Origin of the sequence: Cellulomonas sp. FA1, from assembly GCF_000986825.1 — a bacterium.
Lineage (GTDB): Bacteria > Actinomycetota > Actinomycetes > Actinomycetales > Cellulomonadaceae > Cellulomonas > Cellulomonas iranensis.
The window spans coordinates 1,909,559-1,929,928 of the sequence record NZ_LBMY01000001.1 but is presented as its reverse complement, the minus strand read 5'-3'; the positions used below and the strand labels follow the sequence as shown (position 1 = coordinate 1,929,928).

Sequence of the window (20,370 nt, the reverse complement as noted above, 5' to 3'; positions counted from 1 at the left end):
GGGGGCTGTCCTGACCTCTGTCGACGAGCCCGTCCCGCCGCCCGGCGGGGCGGGCTCGCGGCGTCCCCGGACGTCTCGGGTGTGACGATCGTCGCGCCGCGCGGCCCGGTGGCCGGCCGTTCGGACCGCCCGGACGGCCGCACCCGCGGTGCGGACGCGGCCGCCGCGCGGGACGATGGGGACGGACCGGGCGTCGACGGTGCGGTCCGCGGCGCCCCGGAGGGGGCGTCACCCCTGCTCGGCACGCGTCCCGGGACCATCGTCCCGGGGGTCTACCAAGGTAAGCCAAACCTTCGCAGACAGGCCCTGGGGGCGTGGTTACACTCGCCGGAGTTGCACGTGAACATCGTCACAAGTGGGGTCCCAGCGTGGTGCGCGTACCGACGGATGACGCCGACGTCATCGTCGTCGGCGCAGGTCCCGCAGGCGCCTCGACGGCCTACCACTGCGCGGCCGCCGGGCTCGACGTGCTGCTCCTCGAGAAGGCGACGTTCCCGCGCGACAAGATCTGCGGCGACGGCCTGACGCCGCGCGCGGTCTCGGAGCTCGTGCGCATGGGCGTGCCGATCCGCGAGGAGGACGGCTGGATCCGCAACCGCGGCCTGCGCGTCATCGGCGGCGGCCACCGCCTCGAGCTGCCCTGGCCCGAGCTGTCGAGCTACCCGTCCTACGGGCTCGCGCGGGCGCGCACGTCGTTCGACCAGACCCTCGCCGAGCACGCGCGCGCCGCGGGCGCCAAGCTGCTCGAGGGCACGTCGGTCACGAGCCCCGTGCGCGACGAGCGCACCGGCCGCGTCGTCGGCGTGCGTGCGCGGGCCGTGGCGTCCGACGGCCGCCGCACGGTCGACGCGGGTGACCAGGTGGAGTACCGCGCGCCCGTCGTGGTCGCCGCGGACGGCGTGTCCGCGCGGCTCGCGACCGCGGTGGGCCGCACCAAGCGCGACGACCGCCCGATGGGGGTCGCCGTGCGCACCTACTTCCGCACGCCGCGGCACGACGACCCGTGGATGGAGTCGCACCTTGAGCTGTGGGACGGCGCCCCCGGGCGCTCGAACCTCATGCCCGGCTACGGCTGGATCTTCTCGCTCGGGGACGGCACCGCGAACGTCGGGCTCGGCTCGGTGTCCTCGACGGCCGCGGCGACCAAGGTCGACTACAAGGACCTCTTCGCGCGGTGGATGGCGAACGCCCCCGCCGAGTGGGAGTTCACGCCCGACAACCAGGTCCAGCCGGTGCGCGGCGCCGCGCTGCCGATGGGGTTCAACCGCGGCCCGCTGTACGCGAACGGCCTGCTGCTCGCGGGCGACGCGGCCGGCATGGTCAGCCCGTTCAACGGCGAGGGCATCGCGTACGGCCTGCAGGCCGGGCGCGTCGCCGCCGACGCGCTCGCGCAGGGCCTGGCGCGCGGGTCCGCGGCGGGCCGCGAGCGCGCGTTCGCGACGTATCAGCACCGCATGAAGGACGACCTGGGCGGCTACTACACGCTCGGGCGCGTCTTCGTGCGGCTCATCGAGCACCCGCGCATCATGCAGCTGTGCACGCGCTACGGCCTGCCGCGGCCGCTGCTCATGAAGTTCGTGCTCAAGCTGCTGTCCGACTGCTACGAGCCACGCGGCGGGGACGTGGTCGACCGCGTGATCGCCGGGCTCGCCCGGCTGGCGCCGGACGCATGAGCCCCGCACCGTGACGCACGCACCCGACCCCCACCGCCGGCCCCGCAGCGGACCGGCCTCGACGACGAGGAGGACAGCCCGATGAGCAACCCGTACGTCCCGCTCCTGGTGATGATCGGGATCGCCGCGGTCCTGGCCCTCGGCGGCGTCGGTGCGAGCGCGATCCTCGGACCCAAGCGCTACAACCGCGCCAAGCTCGAGGCCTACGAGTGCGGCATCGAGCCGACCCCGCACGCGATCGGCGGCGGGCGGTTCCCGATCAAGTACTACCTCGTCGCGATGACGTTCATCGTGTTCGACATCGAGGTGGTGTTCCTCTACCCCTGGGCGGTGAGCTTCGCGGAGCTCGCCACGTTCGGCCTGGTCGCGATGCTCGCGTTCCTGCTGCTGATCACGGTGCCCTTCGTCTACGAGTGGAAGCGCGGCGGCCTGGAGTGGGACTGACGGTGACGACGGGGACGAGGAGGGTCTGACATGGGCATCGAGGAAGCGCCCTCGGGCTTCCTGCTGACGACGGTCGAGGACCTCGTCGGCTACTTCCGCAAGGCGTCGCTGTGGCCCGTGACCTTCGGGCTCGCGTGCTGCGCGATCGAGATGATGGCCGCGGGCACGAGCCGCTACGACATCTCGCGCATCGGCATGGAGGTCTTCCGCGCGTCGCCGCGCCAGGCGGACCTCATGATCGTGGCCGGGCGCGTGAGCCAGAAGATGGCGCCGATCGTGCGGCAGGTCTACGACCAGATGCCGGGGCCCAAGTGGGTCCTGTCGATGGGCGTGTGCGCGTCGTCCGGCGGCATGTTCAACAACTACGCGATCGTGCAGGGCGTCGACCACGTCGTGCCGGTCGACATCTACCTGCCCGGCTGCCCGCCGCGGCCCGAGATGCTGCTGCACGCGATCCTCGCGCTGCACCAGCAGATCCAGGACCAGCCGCTGGGCGTCAACCGGGCCGAGGCCGCGCGCAAGGCGCAGGAGGCCGCGATGGCCGCCACGCCGACGTCGCACATGACGGGGCTGCTGCGATGACCGACGAGAAGAGGACGACGCCCGCGGGCGAGAAGGCCGACGCGTCGGCCGCCGTGAAGCCGGGCGAGAGCGCACCCGTGGGTGCGCAGCGCACGAGCGCGGCGGCCCTCGAGGCCGGGTCGCAGAACCTGCCGGCGGACGCCGGCGCACGCACGCCGCTCGAGGTGGTCGACGTGCGCACCGGCATGTTCGGCGCGCACGGCACGGGCGACACGTCCGGCTACGGCGGCCTCGTGCGCACGGTCGCGATGCCCGGTCCGAGCGAGCGCCCCTACGGCGGCTGGTTCGACGAGGTCGTCGACGTCCTGACCGAGCTGCTCGACGAGTCCGGCACGGGGTACGCCAACGCGGTCGAGGCCGTGGTCGTCGACCGCGGCGAGCTCACGCTCGTCGTGGCCCGCGCGCACCTCGTCGAGGTCGCACGCGCGCTGCGCGACGACCCCGACCTGCGCTTCGAGCTGTCGCTCGGGGTCTCGGGCGTGCACTTCCCGCACGACGCGGGCCGCGAGCTGCACGCCGTCTACCACGTCGTCTCGGTGACGCACGGGCGCCGGCTGCGGCTCGAGGTCGCGGCGCCCGAGGCCGACCCGCACATCCCGTCGACCACGGGGGTCTACCCCGCCAACGACTGGCACGAGCGCGAGACCTGGGACTTCTTCGGGATCGTGTTCGACGGGCACCCCGGCCTCGCGCGCATCCAGATGCCCGACGACTGGCCGGGCCACCCGCAGCGCAAGGACTACCCCCTCGGGGGCATCCCGGTCGAGTACAAGGGCGCGACCGTGCCGCCCCCGGACCAGCGGAGGTCGTACAGCTGATGACCGCCCCCACGTCGCACACCCCCCACGCGACCCGCAGCGTCCCGCAGGACCAGACCGAGGGCGTGCCCTCGTTCGAGGCGTCCGGCGGCGACTGGTCGCAGATCGCCGAGGAGGCCGCTCGCCTCGGCGAGGAGCGCATCGTCGTCAACATGGGTCCCCAGCACCCGTCGACGCACGGCGTGCTGCGCCTCATGCTCGAGATCGACGGCGAGACCGTCACCGAGGCCCGGGCCGGCATCGGCTACCTCCACACGGGCATCGAGAAGAACATGGAGTTCCGCACCTGGACCCAGGGCGTGACGTTCTGCACCCGCATGGACTACGTCGCGCCGCTGTTCCAGGAGGCCGCGTACTGCCTCGCGGTCGAGAAGCTCCTCGGCATCACCGACGACGTGCCCGAGCGCGCGAACGTCATCCGCGTGCTGATGATGGAGCTCAACCGCATCTCGTCGCACCTGGTCTTCCTGGCCACGGGCGGCAACGAGCTCGGCGCCACGACGATCATGATCATCGGCTTCACGGCCCGCGAGGAGATCCTCAAGATCTTCGAGATGATCTCCGGCCTGCGCATGAACCACGCGTACATCCGCCCCGGCGGCGTCGCGCAGGACGTGCCCCCTGGCTCGATCGACGCGGTCCGCGAGGCGCTCGGCAAGGTGCGGGGCTACCTGCGCCAGCTCGAGGACCTCATGCTGGCCAACCCGATCCTGCACGCGCGCATGAAGGACGTCGGCACGCTGAGCCTCGCGGGCTGCATGGCCCTGGGCGTCACGGGTCCGATCCTGCGCTCGACCGGCCTGCCGTACGACGTGCGCAAGGCGAACCCGTACAGCGGCTACGAGACGTACGACTTCGACGTGCCCGTCAACGACGGCGCCGACGCGTGGAGCCGGCTGCTGCTGCGCGTCGAGGAGTGCTACCAGTCGATGCGGATCGTCGAGCAGTGCCTCGAGCGGCTCGCGAAGCCCGGCCCGGTCATGGTGGCCGACAAGAAGGTCGCGTGGCCCGCGCAGCTCGCGATCGGCACCGACGGCATGGGCAACTCGCTCGACCACATCAAGGAGATCATGGGCACCTCCATGGAGTCCCTGATCCACCACTTCAAGCTGGTCACCGAGGGCTTCCGCGTCCCCGCGGGCCAGGTGTTCCAGACCGTCGAGCACCCGCGCGGCGAGCTGGGCGTGCACCTGGTGTCCGACGGCGGCACCAAGCCGTACCGGGCGCACTTCCGCGACCCGTCGTTCAACAACCTGCAGGCCGTCTCCATGATGTGCGAGGGCGGGCAGATCGCCGACGTGGTCGTCGCCGTGGCGTCGATCGACCCGGTGCTGGGAGGGGTGGACCGCTGATGTCCGTCGAGCACGCAGACGCGGCCGCGCCGCACGGGCACGGTCGCGTGCCCGGCGAGCGGCACGCCACCGGCTACGACGACGAGACGCGCGCGCGCCTGACGCGCGACGCCGACGAGATCGTCGCGCGGTACCCGCAGGCCCGCTCGGCCCTGCTGCCGATGCTGCACCTGGTGCAGTCCGAGGACGGCTACGTCAGCCCGCGCGGCATCGCGTTCTGCGCGGCGCACCTGGGCCTGACGACCGCCGAGGTGTCGGCCGTCGCGACGTTCTACACGCAGTACAAGCGGCACCCCAACGGCACGTACACGGTGGGCGTGTGCACCAACACGCTGTGCGGGGTCATGGGCGGCGACGCGATCTGGGAGGAGCTCAGCGAGCACCTCGGGGTCGGGCACGACGAGACGACCCCCGACGGCGCGATCACGCTCGAGCGCATCGAGTGCAACGCGGCCTGCGACTACGCGCCGGTCATGATGGTCAACTGGGAGTTCTTCGACGAGCAGACGCCCGCCTCGGCGGTCGAGGTCGTCGACAGGCTGGTCGCGGGCGAGGCGGTGGCGCCCACGCGCGGAGCGTCGCAGGTCGGCACGTTCAAGGAGATCAGCCGCGTGCTCGCGGGGTTCCCCGACGGCCGCGCCGACGAGGGCGTGGGCGCGGGGGAGGCCACGCTGCGCGGCACGGCGCTCGCCAAGGAGCGCGGCTGGACGGCCCCGTCGTTCGACGCCGACGAGCGGGCCGCCGCGACGGCCGCGCAGGTCGACGACGGCGCGCCCGAGGTCGGCGAGGAGCAGTCGAGCGCGCAGCACGCGCCGACGACCCCGGCCGACACCTCGCCCACGGGCGAGCAGCGCAAGCAGAAGTCCGACGACGCGAAGGAGTCGTGATGACGACCCTGACCCCCGTGCTGTCCGCGCACTGGGACGCGGACCGGTCGTGGAAGCTCGCGCGCTACGAGGCCGACGGCGGCTACCGCGGCCTGCGGCGCGCGCTCGGCATGCCCGCGGCCGACGTCGTGACGACGGTCAAGGACTCGGGCCTGCGCGGTCGTGGCGGCGCCGGCTTCCCGACGGGCATGAAGTGGGGCTTCCTGCCCGCGCCCGACGGCGGCCCCCGCTACCTCGTCGTCAACGCCGACGAGTCCGAGCCGGGCACCTGCAAGGACATCCCGCTCATGATGGCGAGCCCGCAGGAGCTCATCGAGGGCGTGATCATCACGTCCTACGCGATCGGCTGCCACCACGCGTTCATCTACCTGCGCGGCGAGGTCGTGCACGTCTACCGCCGCCTCCTGGAGGCCGTGCGCGAGGCGCGCGAGGCCGGGTACGTCGGCACCGACATCCTCGGGTCGGGCTTCGACCTCGAGATCACGGTGCACGCGGGCGCCGGCGCGTACATCTGCGGCGAGGAGACGGCGCTGCTCGACTCGCTCGAGGGCCTGCGCGGCCAGCCGCGGCTCAAGCCGCCGTTCCCCGCGGTCGCGGGCCTGTACGCGCGCCCCACGGTCGTGAACAACGTCGAGTCGATCGCGTCGGTGCCGGGCATCCTGCGCGGCGGTGCCGAGTGGTTCACGTCGATGGGCACCGAGCGCTCGGCGGGCCACGGCATCTTCTCGCTGTCGGGGCACGTGACGCGCCCCGGCCAGTACGAGGCGCCGCTGGGCATCACGCTGCGCGAGCTGCTCGACATGGCCGGCGGGGTCCGCGAGGGCCACGAGCTGAAGTTCTGGACGCCCGGCGGGTCGTCGACGCCGATCTTCACCGCCGAGCACCTCGACGTGCCGCTCGACTACGAGTCGGTCGGCAAGGCGGGGTCGATGCTCGGCACGCGCGCGCTGCAGATCTTCGACGAGACGACGTCGGTGGTCCGCGCGGTGTCGCGCTGGATCCAGTTCTACAAGCACGAGTCGTGCGGCAAGTGCACGCCCTGCCGCGAGGGCACGTTCTGGCTCGCGCAGATCATGGCGCGCCTCGAGGCCGGTCAGGGCACGAGCGCCGACATCGACCTGCTGCTCGACCTGTGCGACAACATCCTGGGCCGCGCGTTCTGCGCGCTCGGCGACGGGGCGACGAGCCCCGTGACGAGCGCGATCAAGTACTTCCGGGAGGAGTTCGAGGCGGGCACGCACACGCCCGCCGACGTCCTGTTCCCGCCCGAGCGCAGCGCGCTCTTCGACTACACGCCGCGTCGTCGCACGCAGCTCGCGGGGGTGCACGCATGACGATCACGACCCCGAGGAACACCTCGGGCACGCCGCTCGTGCCGGCCGCGCCGCCGGTCACCGCGCCCGAGCCGGAGGCGACCGTGACGTTCACGGTCGACGGCATCGAGACGACCGTGCCCAAGGGCACGCTCGTCATCCGCGCCGCCGAGCAGCTCGGCATCCAGATCCCGCGGTTCTGCGACCACCCGCTGCTCGCACCCGCGGGCGCGTGCCGGCAGTGCCTCGTCGAGGTGTGGGCGCCCGGCCGCGACGGCAACGTCGCGAAGATGCCCAAGCCGCAGGCGTCCTGCACGCTCGAGGCGACGCCCGGCATGCAGGTCAAGACGCAGCACACGTCGCCCGAGGCCGACAAGGCCCAGCACGGCGTCATGGAGCTGCTGCTCATCAACCACCCGCTCGACTGCCCGGTCTGCGACAAGGGCGGCGAGTGCCCGCTGCAGAACCAGGCCATGAGCAACGGCCGGGCGGCGACGCGGTTCGTCGACGTCAAGCGCACGTTCCCCAAGCCGATCGCGGTGTCGACGCAGATCCTGCTCGACCGTGAGCGGTGCGTGCTGTGCCAGCGCTGCACGCGGTTCTCCGAGGAGATCGCGGGCGACGTGTGGATCGACCTGCAGAAGCGCGGCGCGCAGCAGCAGATCGGCACGTTCGACACGCAGGTGCTCGGGTTCGCGGGCGACGCGCCGGTCGGCGCGTCGACGGTCGACACCAGCGGGCGCCCGTTCGCGTCGTACTTCTCCGGCAACACCGTGCAGATCTGCCCCGTGGGCGCGCTCACGTCGGCCGCGTACCGGTTCCGCGCGCGCCCGTTCGACCTGGTCTCGACGCCGGGCGTCGCCGAGCACGACGCGAACGGCTCGGCCATCCGCGTCGACCACCGGCGCGGCGTCGTGCTGCGCCGCCTCGCGGGCGACGACCCGGTCGTCAACCAGGAGTGGATCACCGACAAGGACCGCTTCGGCTTCCACTGGCAGTCGGCGCCCGACCGCGTCACCACCCCGATGGTGCGGCGCCGCGACGCGGACGGCACGCGTGGCGAGCTCGAGCCGTGCTCGTGGGTCGAGGCGCTCGACACGGCGGCCGAGGGCCTGCGGGCCGCGATCGCGGGAGCGGGCGTGGGCGTGCTGCCCGGCGGCCGGCTCACGCTCGAGGACGCGTACGCGTACGGCAAGCTCGCGCGCGTCGCGCTCGGCACCAACGACGTCGACCACCGCGCCCGGCCGCACTCGGCCGAGGAGACCGCGTTCCTCGCGCACCACGTCGCGGGGCGCACGCTGCAGGTGACGTTCGGCGACCTCGTCGCCGCGCCCGCCGTGCTGTGCGTCGCGTACGAGCCCGAGGAGGAGGGCGGCATCGTCTTCCTGCGGCTGCGCGGCTCCGTGGTCGCGGGCCGCACGCGCGTGTTCTCGGTCGCGGCCCTCGCGAGCCGCGGCCTCGAGCGGCTGGACGGCACGCTCCTCGCGGCCGCGCCCGGCACCGAGCCCGAGGTGCTCGACGCGATCGCGACGGGTGCGGACGACGTGCTCGGCGCGACCGCCGACGCGCTGGCCGCCGAGGGCGCCGTGATCGTCGTCGGCGAGCGCGCCGCGACCGTCCCCGGCACGCTCACGGCGGTGCTGCGGCTCGCCGAGCGCACCGGTGCGCGCGTCGCCTGGGTCCCGCGCCGCGCGGGCGAGCGCGGCGCGATCGAGGCCGGCACGCTGCCGACCCTGCTGCCCGGCGGCCGCCCGGTCGCCGACGCGGCCGCACGCGCCGACATCGCCGCGACGTGGGGCGTCGACGAGCTGCCCGCCGCGCCCGGCCGCAGCGCGGACGAGATCCTCGCCGCCGCCGCCGAGGGGCGCCTGGGCGCGCTCGTCGTGGGCGGCGTCGACCCGGCCGACCACGCGGACCCCGTGCTCGCGCGCGCCGCGCTCGACACGGTGCCGTTCGTCGTGTCGCTCGAGGTGCGGCGCAGCGAGGTCACCGACCGCGCCGACGTCGTGCTGCCCGTCGCACCGCCGGTCGAGAAGCCCGGCACGTTCGTCACGTGGGAGGGCCGCCCGCGACCCTTCCCGCAGGCGCTCACGACGACGCAGCTCGCCGACCACCGGGTGCTCGACCGCCTGGCCGACGCGCTCGGCGTCGACCTCGGGCTGCAGACGCTCACGGCCGTGCACGACGAGCTCGACCGCCTCGGCGGCTGGGCCGGCGCGCGCGGCGACGCGCCCGCGACGGCCCCGGCCGAGCCTCCCGCGGTGCCGCCGGGTCATGCCGTGCTCGCGACGTGGCACCAGCTGCTCGACGCGGGCCGCCTGCAGGACGGCGAGCAGTACCTCGCCGGCACCGCCAAGCGGACCGTCGCGCGCGTGTCGCCCGCGACCGCGCAGGCCGCGGGCCTCGCGGACGGCGACGACGTCGCCGTCTCGACCGACCGCGGCACCGTCACCGTGCCCGTGCAGGTCACCGACATGGCGGACCACGTGGTGTGGCTGCCGACCAACCCGCGCGGCGCGGCGGTCCGCGACGTGCTCGGCGCGGTCGCCGGCACGGTCGTGCGCCTCGAGCGCGCGGGGGCGTCGGACGCACCCCTGGTCGTGGACGGCGCGACGGGCCCGGTGAGCGGCGACGCCGCCGACGCGGTCGCCGGCGTCCGCGCGGACGAGGAGGAGCAGGCATGAGCGTGCTGCCCGCGGCGCTGACCGCGCTGCCGAGCGCGGTCGGGGACGGCGCCGTCGCGCCCGTCGTCGCCGACTTCAGCAACGACGTCTTCTGGGTGTGGCTGCTCAAGGCCGTCGCGATCATCGTGTTCCTGCTGACCAGCGTGCTCATCGCGATCTGGTTCGAGCGGCGCGTGGTCGGCATCATGCAGCTGCGGCCCGGCCCGAACGTGCACGGCCCGTTCGGCCTGCTGCAGTCGCTCGCCGACGCGATGAAGCTCCTGGTCAAGGAGGACATCACCGTCAAGGCGGCCGACAAGCTCGTCTACATCCTCGCGCCGATGATCGCGGTGCTGTGCTCGCTGCTCGTGTACGCGGTCATCCCGTTCGGGCCCGAGGTGAGCATCTTCGGCGTCGTGACGCCGCTGCAGCTCACCGACTTCCCGGTCGCGGTGCTGTACATCCTCGCGTGCGCGTCGGTCGGCGTGTACGGCATCGTGCTCGGCGGCTGGTCCTCCAACTCGACGTACCCGCTGCTCGGCGGCGTGCGCTCGACCGCGCAGGTCATCAGCTACGAGCTCGCGATGGGCCTGTCCCTCGTGTCGGTCTTCATCATGGCGGGCTCGATGTCGACGTCGCAGATCGTCGACTCCCAGACCTCGGTGTGGTGGTTCCTGCCGCTGCTGCCCGCGTTCGTCATCTACGTCATCTCGATGGTCGGCGAGACGAACCGTCTGCCGTTCGACCTCCCCGAGGCCGAGGGCGAGCTCGTCGGCGGCTACACCACCGAGTACTCGTCGATGAAGTTCGCGTGGTTCTTCCTCGCCGAGTACATCAACATGCTCAACGTCTCGGCGGTCGCGACCACGCTGTTCTTCGGCGGCTGGCGCGCCCCGTGGCCGCTCTCGGCGATCAACGACGGCATGTTCAACACCGGCTGGTGGCCGGTCCTGTGGTTCGTCGCCAAGGTCTGGATGTTCATGTTCCTGTTCGTGTGGATCCGCGGGTCGGTCCTGCGGTTCCGCTACGACCAGTTCATGAAGATCGGCTGGAAGGTCCTCATCCCGGCCGCGCTCGCGTGGGTCGTGTGCGTCTCGCTCGTGCAGGCCGCGCGCCAGCTGTGGGACGTCGACCTGCGCACGCTGCTGTTCGTGCTCGCGGGCCTCGTGCTCGTCGGCCTCGTCGTGTCGTTCCTGGTGCCGGAGAAGAAGCCCGCGCCCGAGCCCGGCCCGACCGGACCGCAGGAGATCGACCCCTTCGCGGACGGCTACCCCGTCCCGCCCCTGCCGGGGCAGGTGCTCCCGCCCTCGCCGCGCGCGCAGCGTCGCCTCGCCGCGACCGCGACCGACGCGGGCGACCCGTCCGGACCCGAGACCCCGCTGGAGGTGCGCGGTGGCTGAGCAGCGCAAGAAGAAGGCCCGCCCGGGCGCGACGCCCGCGTCGTCGGGCGGCCAGGTGCAGCGCACCGGACGCACGGGCGGCGAGGTCGACCGCCCGGCCGCCGAGGGGTACCGCTCGCTCATCGAGAAGCGGTCGGGCCTCGGCGAGCTGCTGGCGCCCGTCGCCGGGTTCGGCGTGACGTTCTCCAACATGTTCCGGCCCACGGTCACGGAGCAGTACCCGCGCGAGCGCGTCCCCACCAAGCCGCGCTACCACGGCCGGCACCAGCTCAACCGGTACGCCGACGGCCTCGAGAAGTGCATCGGCTGCGAGCTGTGCGCGTGGGCGTGCCCCGCGGACGCGATCTACGTCGAGGGCGCCGACAACACGCCCGAGCAGCAGTTCTCGCCCGGCGAGCGGTACGGCCGCGTCTACCAGATCAACTACCTGCGCTGCATCTTCTGCGGCCTGTGCATCGAGGCGTGCCCCACGCGGGCGCTCACGATGACCAACGAGTACGAGCTCGCGGGCCCCACCCGGCCGGGCATGATCTGGGAGAAGCAGGACCTGCTCGCGCCCCTGCGCGAGGGGCAGCTGTCCACGCCGCACCCCATGGTCGAGGGCACGACCGACACCGAGTACTACCGGGGCGAGGTCACCGGCACCACCGACGAGCAGGTCGCGTGGGTCGCCGAGCACCGCCCCGACGACCCCACGCTGCCGGAGAACCGTGCCAAGGGCGCGGTCGTGCCGGACCTCGGGGCCACGCGCCTCGCGCAGCGGGAGATCACGGCGGGCGCGCACCGCCAGGGGGGTGCCCGGTGAGCCACGTCCTCACGGTGCTGCCGGCGGCCGCCGGCGCCCTGACCGAGTCCGGTCAGACCAGCACGGCCGAGGCCGTCCTGTTCTGGGTGCTCGGCCCGATCATGGTGCTCGCGGCGCTCGGCCTGCTGTTCGCCCGCAAGGCCGTGCACGCGGCCCTCGCGATCGTGCTGGTCATGATCTCGCTCGCGTTCCTGTACGTCGCGCAGGGCGCCGAGTTCCTGGGCGTCGTGCAGGTCGTCGTCTACACCGGCGCCGTCATGATGCTGTTCCTCTTCGTGCTCATGCTCGTGGGCGTCGACCGCTCCGACTCGCTCGTCGAGACGATCCGCGGCCAGCGCTGGATCGGCGCACTCGCCGGGCTCGGGCTCGCGGTCGTGCTCGCGGGCGTCGTGGGGCGCGCCACCTACGGCGCGCCGGTCGGCATCACCGAGGTCAACGACGGCTCCAACCCGACGGCGATCGCGCACGTGATCTTCGGCCAGCACGTGTTCGCGATGGAGGTCGTCGGCGCGCTGCTCGTCACCGCGGCGCTCGGCGCCCTGGTGCTGACGCACCGCCAGCGGCTGACGCGCAAGGTCGGCCAGCGCGAGCGCGCCGAGCGTCGCCTGCGCGAGGGCGGCTACCCCGTGTCGCTGCCCGCCCCCGGCGTGTACGCGCGGCACAACGCGCTCGACGTGCCCGCGCTCGACCCCGAGGGCCGCCCGATCGAGGCCTCGGTGCCGCGCGTGCTGCGCGTGCGCGGCCAGGAGGCCGACGCGCGCGAGTACGCCGCGCGGATCGACCGCGTGCTCGCGGGCGGCTGGGCGTCCGGCGCCGGGACGTTCACGTCCAACCGCGACGTCGACGACCCGCACGGCCGGACCGCACCGACCCCGGGCACCCCCGGCACCGACGCCACCGAGACCGACGACGAGGAGGGGGCCCGGTGAGCCTCACCCACTACCTGGTGCTGGCCGCGATCCTGTTCGCGATCGGCGCCACGACGGTCCTGCTGCGGCGCAACGCGATCATCGTGTTCATGGGCGTCGAGCTCATGCTCAACTCGACGAACCTGCTCCTCGTGACGTTCTCGCGCATGCACGGCAACCTGTCCGGCCAGGTGCTCGCGTTCTTCGTCATGGTCGTCGCGGCCGCCGAGGTGGTCGTCGGGCTGGCGATCATCGTCACCATCTTCCGGACCAGACGCTCGGCGTCGGTCGACGACGTCAACCTGCTGAAGAGCTGAGGGGCTCCGACGTGCACACCCTGATCTCCTTGACGGCCCCTGCCGTCGTGCCGGCCGTCGAGCCCGTCGTGGCCGCCGACTGGCCCGGCGCCGACGCCGCCGTGCTGCTGGTCGCGCTGCCGCTGCTCTCGGCCGCGGTCCTGCTGCTGCTCGGGCGCCGCTCCGACCGCTGGGGCCACTGGCTCGGCGTGCTGGCCTCGGCCGGGTCGTTCGTCGTGGGCCTCGTGCTGCTGCTGGGCATGCTCGGCCTGCCGGCCGAGCAGCGCGTGCACGACGTGCACCTCGGCACGTGGCTCGACGCGGGCGCCCTGAGCATCGACGCCGGGCTGCGGGTCGACCCGCTGTCGCTCACGTTCGTGCTGCTCGTGACGTTCGTCGGCACGCTCATCCACGTCTACTCCGTGGCGTACATGGAGCACGACGCCGCGCGGCGCCGGTTCTTCGCGTACCTCAACCTGTTCGTCGCGGCGATGCTGCTGCTGGTCCTCGCGGACTCGTACGTGCTGCTGTTCGTCGGCTGGGAGGGCGTGGGCCTCGCGTCCTACCTGCTCATCGGCTTCTGGAACCATCACACGCCCTACGCGGTCGCCGCCAAGAAGGCCTTCGTCGCCAACCGCGTCGGCGACGTCGGGCTGCTGGTCGCCATGGGCCTGATGTTCGCGACCTTCGGCAGCCTGGACTTCTCGACCGTGCACGCGAACGTCGCGCAGACCTCGGAGTCGACGCTCACGCTGATCGGCATCGCGCTGCTCGTCGCGGCGTGCGGCAAGTCGGCGCAGTTCCCGCTGCAGTCCTGGCTGGGCGACGCGATGGCGGGCCCGACGCCGGTCTCCGCGCTCATCCACGCCGCGACCATGGTCACCGCGGGCGTCTACCTCATCGTGCGCTCGGGCGTGATCTACGCCGGTGCGCCCACCGCGCAGCTCGTCGTCGCGATCATCGGGGCGATCACGCTGCTGTTCGGGGCGGTCGTCGGCTGCGCGAAGGACGACATCAAGAAGGCGCTGGCCGCGTCGACCATGTCCCAGATCGGCTACATGGTGCTGGCCGCGGGCCTGGGGCCCATCGGGTACGCGTTCGCGATCTTCCACCTGGTCACGCACGGCTTCTTCAAGGCCGGCATGTTCCTCGGCGCCGGGTCGGTCATGCACGGCATGGACGACCAGGTCGACATGCGCCGCTTCGGCGGGCTGGGCCGGTACATGAAGATCACGTACTTCACGTTCATGGCCGGCTGGCTCGCGATCCTCGGCATCCCGCCGTTCGCCGGGTTCTTCAGCAAGGACAAGATCATCGAGGCCGCGTTCGTGCCCGTCGACGGCCAGCCGTGGCGCGCGTGGGTGTTCGGCACCGTCGCGCTGCTGGGCGCCGGCATCACGGCCTTCTACATGTCCCGCCTGTTCTTCATGACGTTCGAGGGGCAGAAGCGCTGGAGCACCACGCGCGAGGGCAAGGAGCAGCACCCGCACGAGTCGCCCGCCCTCATGTGGGTGCCCATGGCCGTGCTCGCGGTCGGCTCCGTCGCGCTCGGCTGGCTGCTGCAGGCCGTCGGGTTCGTCACGTGGCTCGAGCCGTCGGTGGGCCACGCCGAGCACGCGGAGCCCGTGCTGGGCGTGCCCGTGCTCATCGGCCTCACGCTCATCGCCGTCGCCCTGGGCCTCGGCCTCGCGTGGCGCCGGTACGCGGTGTCCACCGTCCCGGTCGTGCCGCCCGTCGGCACGGTGCTCACGCGCGCCGCGCGCGTCGACCTCTACCAGGACGCGGTCAACGACGCGGTGCTGGTCGAGCCCGGGCAGTACCTCACGCGGTCGCTGGTCTACGGGGACAAGGCCGTCGTCGACGGCGCCGTCACCGGTCTGGCGCGCGTGACCGTCGGGATCGGCGACCTCGTGCGCCGCGCGCAGAACGGCTTCGCCCGTTCGTACGCCGCGGTGATGGTCGTCGGCGTGGTCGTGCTCGCGGTCGTCGTCCTGGCCGTACGCGGCTGATCGAGTCGGAGGAGAGCGAGAACTGATGTCGGACTTCCCCTGGCTCAGCGCCCTGGTGGTGCTGCCGCTGCTCGGCGCGGTCGCGCTGTGGGTCCTGCCCACCGGCGCCCGTCGCCACACCCGCGCCGTCGCGCTCGGGTTCGCCCTCGCGCAGGTCGCGCTGGTCGTCGCCGCGTTCTCGGCGTTCGACGTCGCGGACGCCGCGACCCACCAGCTCGTCGAGACGTACCCGTGGATCCCGGCGCTCGGGGTCTCGTGGGCGCTCGGCGTCGACGGCGTGGGGCTCGCGCTCATCGCGATGTCGGTGGTCCTGGTGCCGCTGGTCGTGCTCGCCGCCTGGCGCGAGCAGGGCTCGGTCGACGGGCCCACGGACCGGCTGCGCCACTACCTGGCGCTCGTGCTGCTGCTCGAGGCGTTCATCGTCCTGGTGTTCGCGGCGCGCGACGTGTTCCTGTTCTACGTCGTCTTCGAGGCGATGCTCATCCCGGTCTACTTCATGATCGGCGCGTTCGGCGGCGCCCAGCGGCGCTACGCGGCGGTGAAGTTCCTGCTGTACTCGCTCGCCGGCGGCCTCGTCATGCTGGTCGGCGTCATCGCGCTGTACCTGCAGGGACCGGGCGGGCCGGAGGGCTTCCTCACCGAGAACCTCGTCGGCACGGCGCTCGACCCCACGGTCGAGAAGTGGCTGTTCCTGTCGTTCTTCCTGGCGTTCGCCATCAAGGCGCCGATGTTCCCGGTGCACACGTGGCTGCCCGACGCGGCGCAGCAGGCGCCGGCCGGCACCTCGACGCTGCTGGTCGGCGTGCTCGACAAGGTCGGCACGTTCGGGATGCTGACGCTCTGCCTGCCGCTGTTCCCGAACGCGTCGCGCTGGGCCGCGCCCGTGATCGTCGTGCTCGCGGTGGTCTCGGTGCTCTACGGGGCGCTGCTCGCCATCGGGCAGAAGGACATGATGCGGCTCGTGGCGTACACGTCGGTGTCGCACTTCGGGTTCATCGTCCTGGGGATCTTCGCGTTCACGTCGACGTCGATCGCCGGCTCGTCGTTCTACATGGTCAACCACGGGCTCTCGACCGGTGGGCTGTTCCTCCTCGTGGGCTTCCTCGCGGCGCGCCGCGGGTCGCAGCAGATCGGCGACTTCGGCGGGCTGCAGAAGGTCGTGCCCGTGATGGCCGGCCTGTTCCTCGTGGTCGGCCTCTCCGCGCTGTCGCTGCCCGGCCTGTCGACGTTCGTGAGCGAGTTCCTCGTGATCGTCGGCACGTTCGCGCGGCACCCGGGCGTCGCGGTGGCCGCGACCTTCGGCGTCGTGCTCGCCGCGCTGTACGTGCTGTGGCTGTACCAGCGCGTGTTCACGGGCCCCGTCCGCCCCGAGCTCGCGAGCACGCCCGACCTCGGCGCGCGCGAGCGCTGGGTGATCGGCCCGCTCGTCGCGCTCATGCTCGTGCTCGGGTTCCTGCCCGGCCCCGCGCTCGACCTCGTGCGGCCACCCGCGCACGTGAGCCTCGAGCAGGTCGGCGTCGACGACGTCGCGCCGACCGTGTCGATCGCCACCGCCGGTGCCGAAGGGAGCGACCAGTGAGCGGCTTCACCGTCCCCGAGATCGCGTGGGGACCGATGGTCCCCGTGATGGTCGTGCTGCTGACTGCCGTGGTCGGCGTGCTCGTCGAGGCGTTCGTGCCCGCCGCGCACCGCCGCGCCGTGCAGCTCACGCTCACGCTCGCGGCGCTGGCAGGGTCGATCGTCGCGATCGCCGCGCTGTGGTCCGACACCGAGCGGACGGGCGGCACCGACGTGCTCGGCGGCTCGCTCGTGGTCGACGGGCCCACGCTGGTGCTGCAGGCGACGATCGCGCTGCTCGCGCTGCTGTCCACGCTCGTCGTCGCCGACCGCGTCACGGGCGGCGAGGACGCGTTCGCCCCCGCGGCCGCTGCCGTGCCCGGCTCGGACTACGAGGAGCTCGCGCGCCGCCGCGGGCTGCGCCAGACGGAGGTCTTCCCGCTCCTGCTGTTCGCGACCGGCGGCATGATGGTCTTCCCCGCGACGACCGACCTGCTGACGCTGTTCGTGGCGCTCGAGGTGCTCTCGCTGCCGCTGTACCTGCTGTCGGGCATGGCCCGCCGCCGGCGCCTGCTGTCGCAGGAGGCGTCGATGAAGTACTTCCTGCTCGGCGCGTTCGTCTCGGCGATCATGCTGTTCGGCATCGGCCTGCTGTACGGGTACTCCGGCTCGCTGCGGTTCGCGGACATCGCCGCCGCGACGGCCACGCCCAACGGCATGGAGGGGCTGCTGGTCGTCGGCGCGCTCATGCTGCTCGCGGGCCTGTTCTTCAAGGTCGGCGCCGTGCCGTTCCACATGTGGACGCCCGACGTCTACCAGGGCGCCCCGACCCCCGTCACGGGCTTCATGGCCGCGTGCACCAAGGTCGCCGCGTTCGGCGCGCTGCTGCGCGTCGTGTACGGCATGCTCCCGGGCATGGCGTGGGACCTCGGCGTCGTGCTGTGGGTCGTCGCGATCCTCACGATGGTCGTCGGCACGGTCGCCGCCCTCGTCCAGACCGACGTCAAGCGGCTGCTCGCGTACTCGTCGATCGCGCACGCCGGTTTCGTGCTCACGGGCGTCGTCGCGCTCGACGACGCCGGTCTGACGGCCGTGCTGTTCTACCTGCTGGCCTACGGCGCGGCGACCGTCGGCGCCTTCGGGCTCGTGTCGCTCGTGCGCGAGCAGGGACCGGGGGAGGACGGCACGACCACGCTGCTGGGCGAGGCCACGCGCCTGCCGCAGTGGGCGGGGCTCGGCCGCACGCACCCCGTCGTGGCCGTGACGTTCACGCTCTTCCTGCTGTCGTTCGCGGGGATCCCGCTCACGGCCGGGTTCGTCGGCAAGTTCGCCGTCTTCTCGGCGGCCGTCGAGGGCGGCGCCTGGCAGCTCGCGCTCGTCGGCGTGCTGGCCTCGGCCGCCGCGGCGTTCTTCTACGTCCGCATCATCGTGCTGATGTTCTTCACCTCGCCGCACGACGCGGCCGACGACGCGCCGGCCGGTCCGACCCCCGCGGTCGGTGCGGTCGCGTCCGACGACGTCGCGGACGGGGGGACCCAGGCCGCCGCGACCGGCGTCGCCGTGGCCACGTCTGCGCCCGAGCGCGCGACCACGACGGTCGCGGCCGGCGAGGGACTCACGGTCGTCGCCGTCGCGGTGTGCGCCGTCCTCACGGTGCTGCTCGGCGTCGCCCCGTCGCCGGTCCTGGACGCCATCGCCTCGGTGGCGGTCCTGCTGCCGTGACGTCCGTGTCGTGGCTGCGCGAACCGGGAGCGATCGGACACCGAGCGCTCCCGGTTCCGCGACCGCGCCAGGGTGCGGATAGGTTCGTCCCGTGACGACCGCTCTCGCCCTCCCGTTGCACGACGCCGCGCTCGCCGAGCGCCTGACGGGGCGCCTCGGTCTCGTCGAGGAGCTGCTGCGCAGCGCCGTCACGTACGCCGACCCGATCGCGCACGACGCGTCGAGCCACCTCGTCAACGCGGGCGGCAAGCGCCTGCGCCCGCTGCTCACGCTGCTGACCGCGGAGCTCGGCGACGGCGCACGCCGCGAGGTGGTCGACGCCGCCGCCGTGGTCGAGCTGACGCACCTCGCGACGCTGTACCACGACGACGTCATGGACTCGGCCCCGGTCCGTCGCGGCGCACCCGCCGCGCACGAGGTCTGGGGCAACTCGGTCGCGATCCTCACCGGCGACCTGCTCTTCGCCCGCGCGTCCTCGCTCGTGTCCGGGCTGGGCCCGGAGGCCGTGCGCATCCAGGCGCAGACCTTCGAGCGGCTGTGCCTCGGCCAGCTCCACGAGACCGTGGGCCCCGGTGCGGACGAGGACCCCGTGGCGCACTACCTGCAGGTGCTCTCCGACAAGACCGCGTCGCTCATCGCCACGTCCGCCCGCTTCGGGGCGATGTTCGGGGGCTGCAGCGCCGAGGTGGTGCGCACGGTCACGCAGTTCGGCGAGACCATCGGCGTGGCGTTCCAGCTCGCCGACGACGTCATCGACCTCACGTCCGACGGCACCGTGACGGGCAAGACCCCCGGCACGGACCTGCGCGAGCGGGTCCCGACGATGCCCGCGCTGCTGCTGCGGTCGCGGGTCGCGGCGGCGTCGGCCGGCGCGGCGGACCGCGACGTCCTCGCGCTGCTGGACGGCGACCTGACGGACGACGCGGACCTCGCCACGGCGGTCGCGGCGCTGCGCGACCACGACGTCGTCGCGCAGACGCGTCGACGGGCCGTGGAGCTCGCGCGGCAGGCGGTCACCGAGCTCGCGCCGCTGCCGGCCGGGCCGGTCAAGGACGCGCTGGTCGCCTTCGCGGACGCGCTCGTCGACCGCGCGTCGTGACGCGGCGGTGGTGATGGGTACCCGGGTCCGGCTACGGTCCGCCCTCGCCACCGACCAGGCCGCGCGCGACAGCAACGAGGACACCGCGTGGGCCTCCGACGGGGTGTTCGTCGTCGCCGACGGCATGGGTGGGCACGAGGCCGGTGAGGTCGCGTCGAGCGTCGCCGTGGACGTCGTGCGCTCGCTCGGCGGCACGAACCCGTCCCTCGACGACGCGGTGCGTGTCGTGCGCGAGGCGCACCGCCGGGTGCGCGCGCTGCGTGCCGAGGGGGAGCGGCGGCCGGGGACGACCCTGTCCGGCGTGGTGCTCACCGAGCACGCGGGCGTGCCGTGCTGGCTCGTGGTCAACGTCGGCGACTCGCGCACCTACCGCATGGTCGGCGGCGTCCTCGAGCAGCTCACGCACGACCACTCGGAGGTCGCCGAGCTCGTCGCCCAGGGTCTGGTCGCGGTCGAGGACGCGCCGCACCACCCGCGACGGCACGTCGTGACGCGCGTGCTGGGCGGCGGTGCGTCGCGCGTCGAGCCGGACCTGCGGATGTTCCCCGTCAGCCCGGGCGACCGCATGGTCGTGTGCTCGGACGGGCTGACCGACGCGCTGCCGGACGCGCGCGTGCAGGCGGTGCTGCGTGCCGAGCGTCACCCGCAGGCGGCGGCCGACCGGCTGGTGCGCGAGGCGCTGGCCGCCGGCGCGCAGGACAACGTGACCGTGGTCGTGGTCGACGCGGTGGCCGTCACCCGCCCGTCCGACGCGCGTACCCGCCCTGACGTGGGACGATGACGCCTCACCCGACCCCGGAGGATCGTCCGTGAGCACCCGCGCCTCGGCCCCCCGCTGTGCG

At 73.1% G+C, this 20,370-nt stretch carries 17 protein-coding genes; all 17 read left to right on the top strand.

Going from position 1 to position 20,370, the window contains the following annotated elements; translation table 11 throughout:
- The first annotated feature begins 368 nt into the window (after positions 1-368).
- The gene (locus GY42_RS08665; RefSeq protein WP_442856788.1) at positions 369-1,673 is read left to right on the top strand and encodes a geranylgeranyl reductase family protein; all 1,305 of its coding nucleotides are present in this window, start codon (positions 369-371) and stop codon (positions 1,671-1,673) included.
- A gap of 81 nt (positions 1,674-1,754) precedes the next feature.
- Complete coding sequence (locus tag GY42_RS08660; RefSeq protein WP_046529041.1) at positions 1,755-2,117, top strand: NADH-quinone oxidoreductase subunit A; 363 nt, start codon at positions 1,755-1,757, stop codon at positions 2,115-2,117.
- Between the two features lie 30 nt (positions 2,118-2,147).
- On the top strand, positions 2,148-2,699 hold the full coding sequence (locus tag GY42_RS08655) for a NuoB/complex I 20 kDa subunit family protein (RefSeq protein ID WP_046529040.1): 552 nt from the start codon (positions 2,148-2,150) through the stop codon (positions 2,697-2,699).
- The gene (locus GY42_RS08650) at positions 2,696-3,517 is read left to right on the top strand and encodes an NADH-quinone oxidoreductase subunit C (RefSeq protein WP_046529039.1); all 822 of its coding nucleotides are present in this window, start codon (positions 2,696-2,698) and stop codon (positions 3,515-3,517) included. Before GY42_RS08655 ends, GY42_RS08650 begins: the two co-directional genes overlap by 4 nt.
- Complete coding sequence (locus GY42_RS08645; protein ID WP_046529038.1) at positions 3,517-4,869, top strand: NADH-quinone oxidoreductase subunit D; 1,353 nt, start codon at positions 3,517-3,519, stop codon at positions 4,867-4,869. Before GY42_RS08650 ends, GY42_RS08645 begins: the two co-directional genes overlap by 1 nt.
- Positions 4,869-5,756: an NADH-quinone oxidoreductase subunit NuoE gene (gene nuoE / locus GY42_RS08640; protein ID WP_046529037.1), complete on the top strand. Its 888-nt coding sequence runs from the start codon at positions 4,869-4,871 to the stop codon at positions 5,754-5,756. The genes GY42_RS08645 and nuoE overlap by 1 nt, the downstream gene beginning before the upstream one ends.
- Positions 5,756-7,090: an NADH-quinone oxidoreductase subunit NuoF gene (gene nuoF / locus GY42_RS08635; RefSeq protein ID WP_175578558.1), complete on the top strand. Its 1,335-nt coding sequence runs from the start codon at positions 5,756-5,758 to the stop codon at positions 7,088-7,090. Before nuoE ends, nuoF begins: the two co-directional genes overlap by 1 nt.
- On the top strand, positions 7,087-9,753 hold the full coding sequence (locus tag GY42_RS08630) for an NADH-quinone oxidoreductase subunit G (RefSeq protein ID WP_046529035.1): 2,667 nt from the start codon (positions 7,087-7,089) through the stop codon (positions 9,751-9,753). Before nuoF ends, GY42_RS08630 begins: the two co-directional genes overlap by 4 nt.
- Positions 9,750-11,132 (top strand): NADH-quinone oxidoreductase subunit NuoH, encoded by a 1,383-nt coding sequence (gene nuoH / locus GY42_RS08625; protein WP_046529034.1) that lies wholly within the window; start codon positions 9,750-9,752, stop codon positions 11,130-11,132. Before GY42_RS08630 ends, nuoH begins: the two co-directional genes overlap by 4 nt.
- Positions 11,133-11,253: 121 nt before the next feature.
- Complete coding sequence (gene nuoI, locus GY42_RS08620; RefSeq protein ID WP_226239410.1) at positions 11,254-11,937, top strand: NADH-quinone oxidoreductase subunit NuoI; 684 nt, start codon at positions 11,254-11,256, stop codon at positions 11,935-11,937.
- A complete protein-coding gene (locus GY42_RS08615) occupies positions 11,934-12,866 on the top strand; it encodes an NADH-quinone oxidoreductase subunit J (RefSeq protein ID WP_052748271.1) in 933 nt (310 codons plus the stop codon). Before nuoI ends, GY42_RS08615 begins: the two co-directional genes overlap by 4 nt.
- The gene (gene nuoK / locus GY42_RS08610) at positions 12,863-13,162 is read left to right on the top strand and encodes an NADH-quinone oxidoreductase subunit NuoK (RefSeq protein ID WP_046529033.1); all 300 of its coding nucleotides are present in this window, start codon (positions 12,863-12,865) and stop codon (positions 13,160-13,162) included. The genes GY42_RS08615 and nuoK overlap by 4 nt, the downstream gene beginning before the upstream one ends.
- Before the next feature lie 11 nt (positions 13,163-13,173).
- Complete coding sequence (gene nuoL, locus GY42_RS08605; protein WP_082131425.1) at positions 13,174-15,150, top strand: NADH-quinone oxidoreductase subunit L; 1,977 nt, start codon at positions 13,174-13,176, stop codon at positions 15,148-15,150.
- A gap of 25 nt (positions 15,151-15,175) precedes the next feature.
- Positions 15,176-16,729 (top strand): NADH-quinone oxidoreductase subunit M, encoded by a 1,554-nt coding sequence (locus tag GY42_RS08600; RefSeq protein WP_046529032.1) that lies wholly within the window; start codon positions 15,176-15,178, stop codon positions 16,727-16,729.
- Positions 16,730-16,764: 35 nt separating this feature from the next.
- Positions 16,765-18,429 (top strand): NADH-quinone oxidoreductase subunit NuoN, encoded by a 1,665-nt coding sequence (nuoN, locus tag GY42_RS08595; RefSeq protein ID WP_442856794.1) that lies wholly within the window; start codon positions 16,765-16,767, stop codon positions 18,427-18,429.
- Between the two features lie 91 nt (positions 18,430-18,520).
- A complete protein-coding gene (locus GY42_RS08590; protein WP_046529030.1) occupies positions 18,521-19,528 on the top strand; it encodes a polyprenyl synthetase family protein in 1,008 nt (335 codons plus the stop codon).
- Between the two features lie 13 nt (positions 19,529-19,541).
- The gene (locus GY42_RS08585) at positions 19,542-20,309 is read left to right on the top strand and encodes a PP2C family protein-serine/threonine phosphatase (protein ID WP_046530719.1); all 768 of its coding nucleotides are present in this window, start codon (positions 19,542-19,544) and stop codon (positions 20,307-20,309) included.
- Positions 20,310-20,370: the final 61 nt, after the last annotated feature.

Bases quoted from the DNA above. Each gene is read 5' to 3' on its own strand.
- GY42_RS08600 (WP_046529032.1), top strand. From the start codon at position 15,176: ATGTCGGACTTCCCCTGGCTCAGCGCCCTGGTGGTGCTGCCGCTGCTC.
- nuoE (WP_046529037.1), top strand. From the start codon at position 4,869: ATGTCCGTCGAGCACGCAGACGCGGCCGCGCCGCACGGGCACGGTCGC.
- GY42_RS08660 (WP_046529041.1), top strand. From the start codon at position 1,755: ATGAGCAACCCGTACGTCCCGCTCCTGGTGATGATCGGGATCGCCGCG.
- GY42_RS08655 (WP_046529040.1), top strand. From the start codon at position 2,148: ATGGGCATCGAGGAAGCGCCCTCGGGCTTCCTGCTGACGACGGTCGAG.
- GY42_RS08645 (WP_046529038.1), top strand. From the start codon at position 3,517: ATGACCGCCCCCACGTCGCACACCCCCCACGCGACCCGCAGCGTCCCG.
- GY42_RS08650 (WP_046529039.1), top strand. From the start codon at position 2,696: ATGACCGACGAGAAGAGGACGACGCCCGCGGGCGAGAAGGCCGACGCG.
- nuoH (WP_046529034.1), top strand. From the start codon at position 9,750: ATGAGCGTGCTGCCCGCGGCGCTGACCGCGCTGCCGAGCGCGGTCGGG.
- GY42_RS08585 (WP_046530719.1), top strand. From the start codon at position 19,542: ATGGGTACCCGGGTCCGGCTACGGTCCGCCCTCGCCACCGACCAGGCC.
- GY42_RS08630 (WP_046529035.1), top strand. From the start codon at position 7,087: ATGACGATCACGACCCCGAGGAACACCTCGGGCACGCCGCTCGTGCCG.
- nuoF (WP_175578558.1), top strand. From the start codon at position 5,756: ATGACGACCCTGACCCCCGTGCTGTCCGCGCACTGGGACGCGGACCGG.
- nuoN (WP_442856794.1), top strand. From the start codon at position 16,765: ATGGTCCCCGTGATGGTCGTGCTGCTGACTGCCGTGGTCGGCGTGCTC.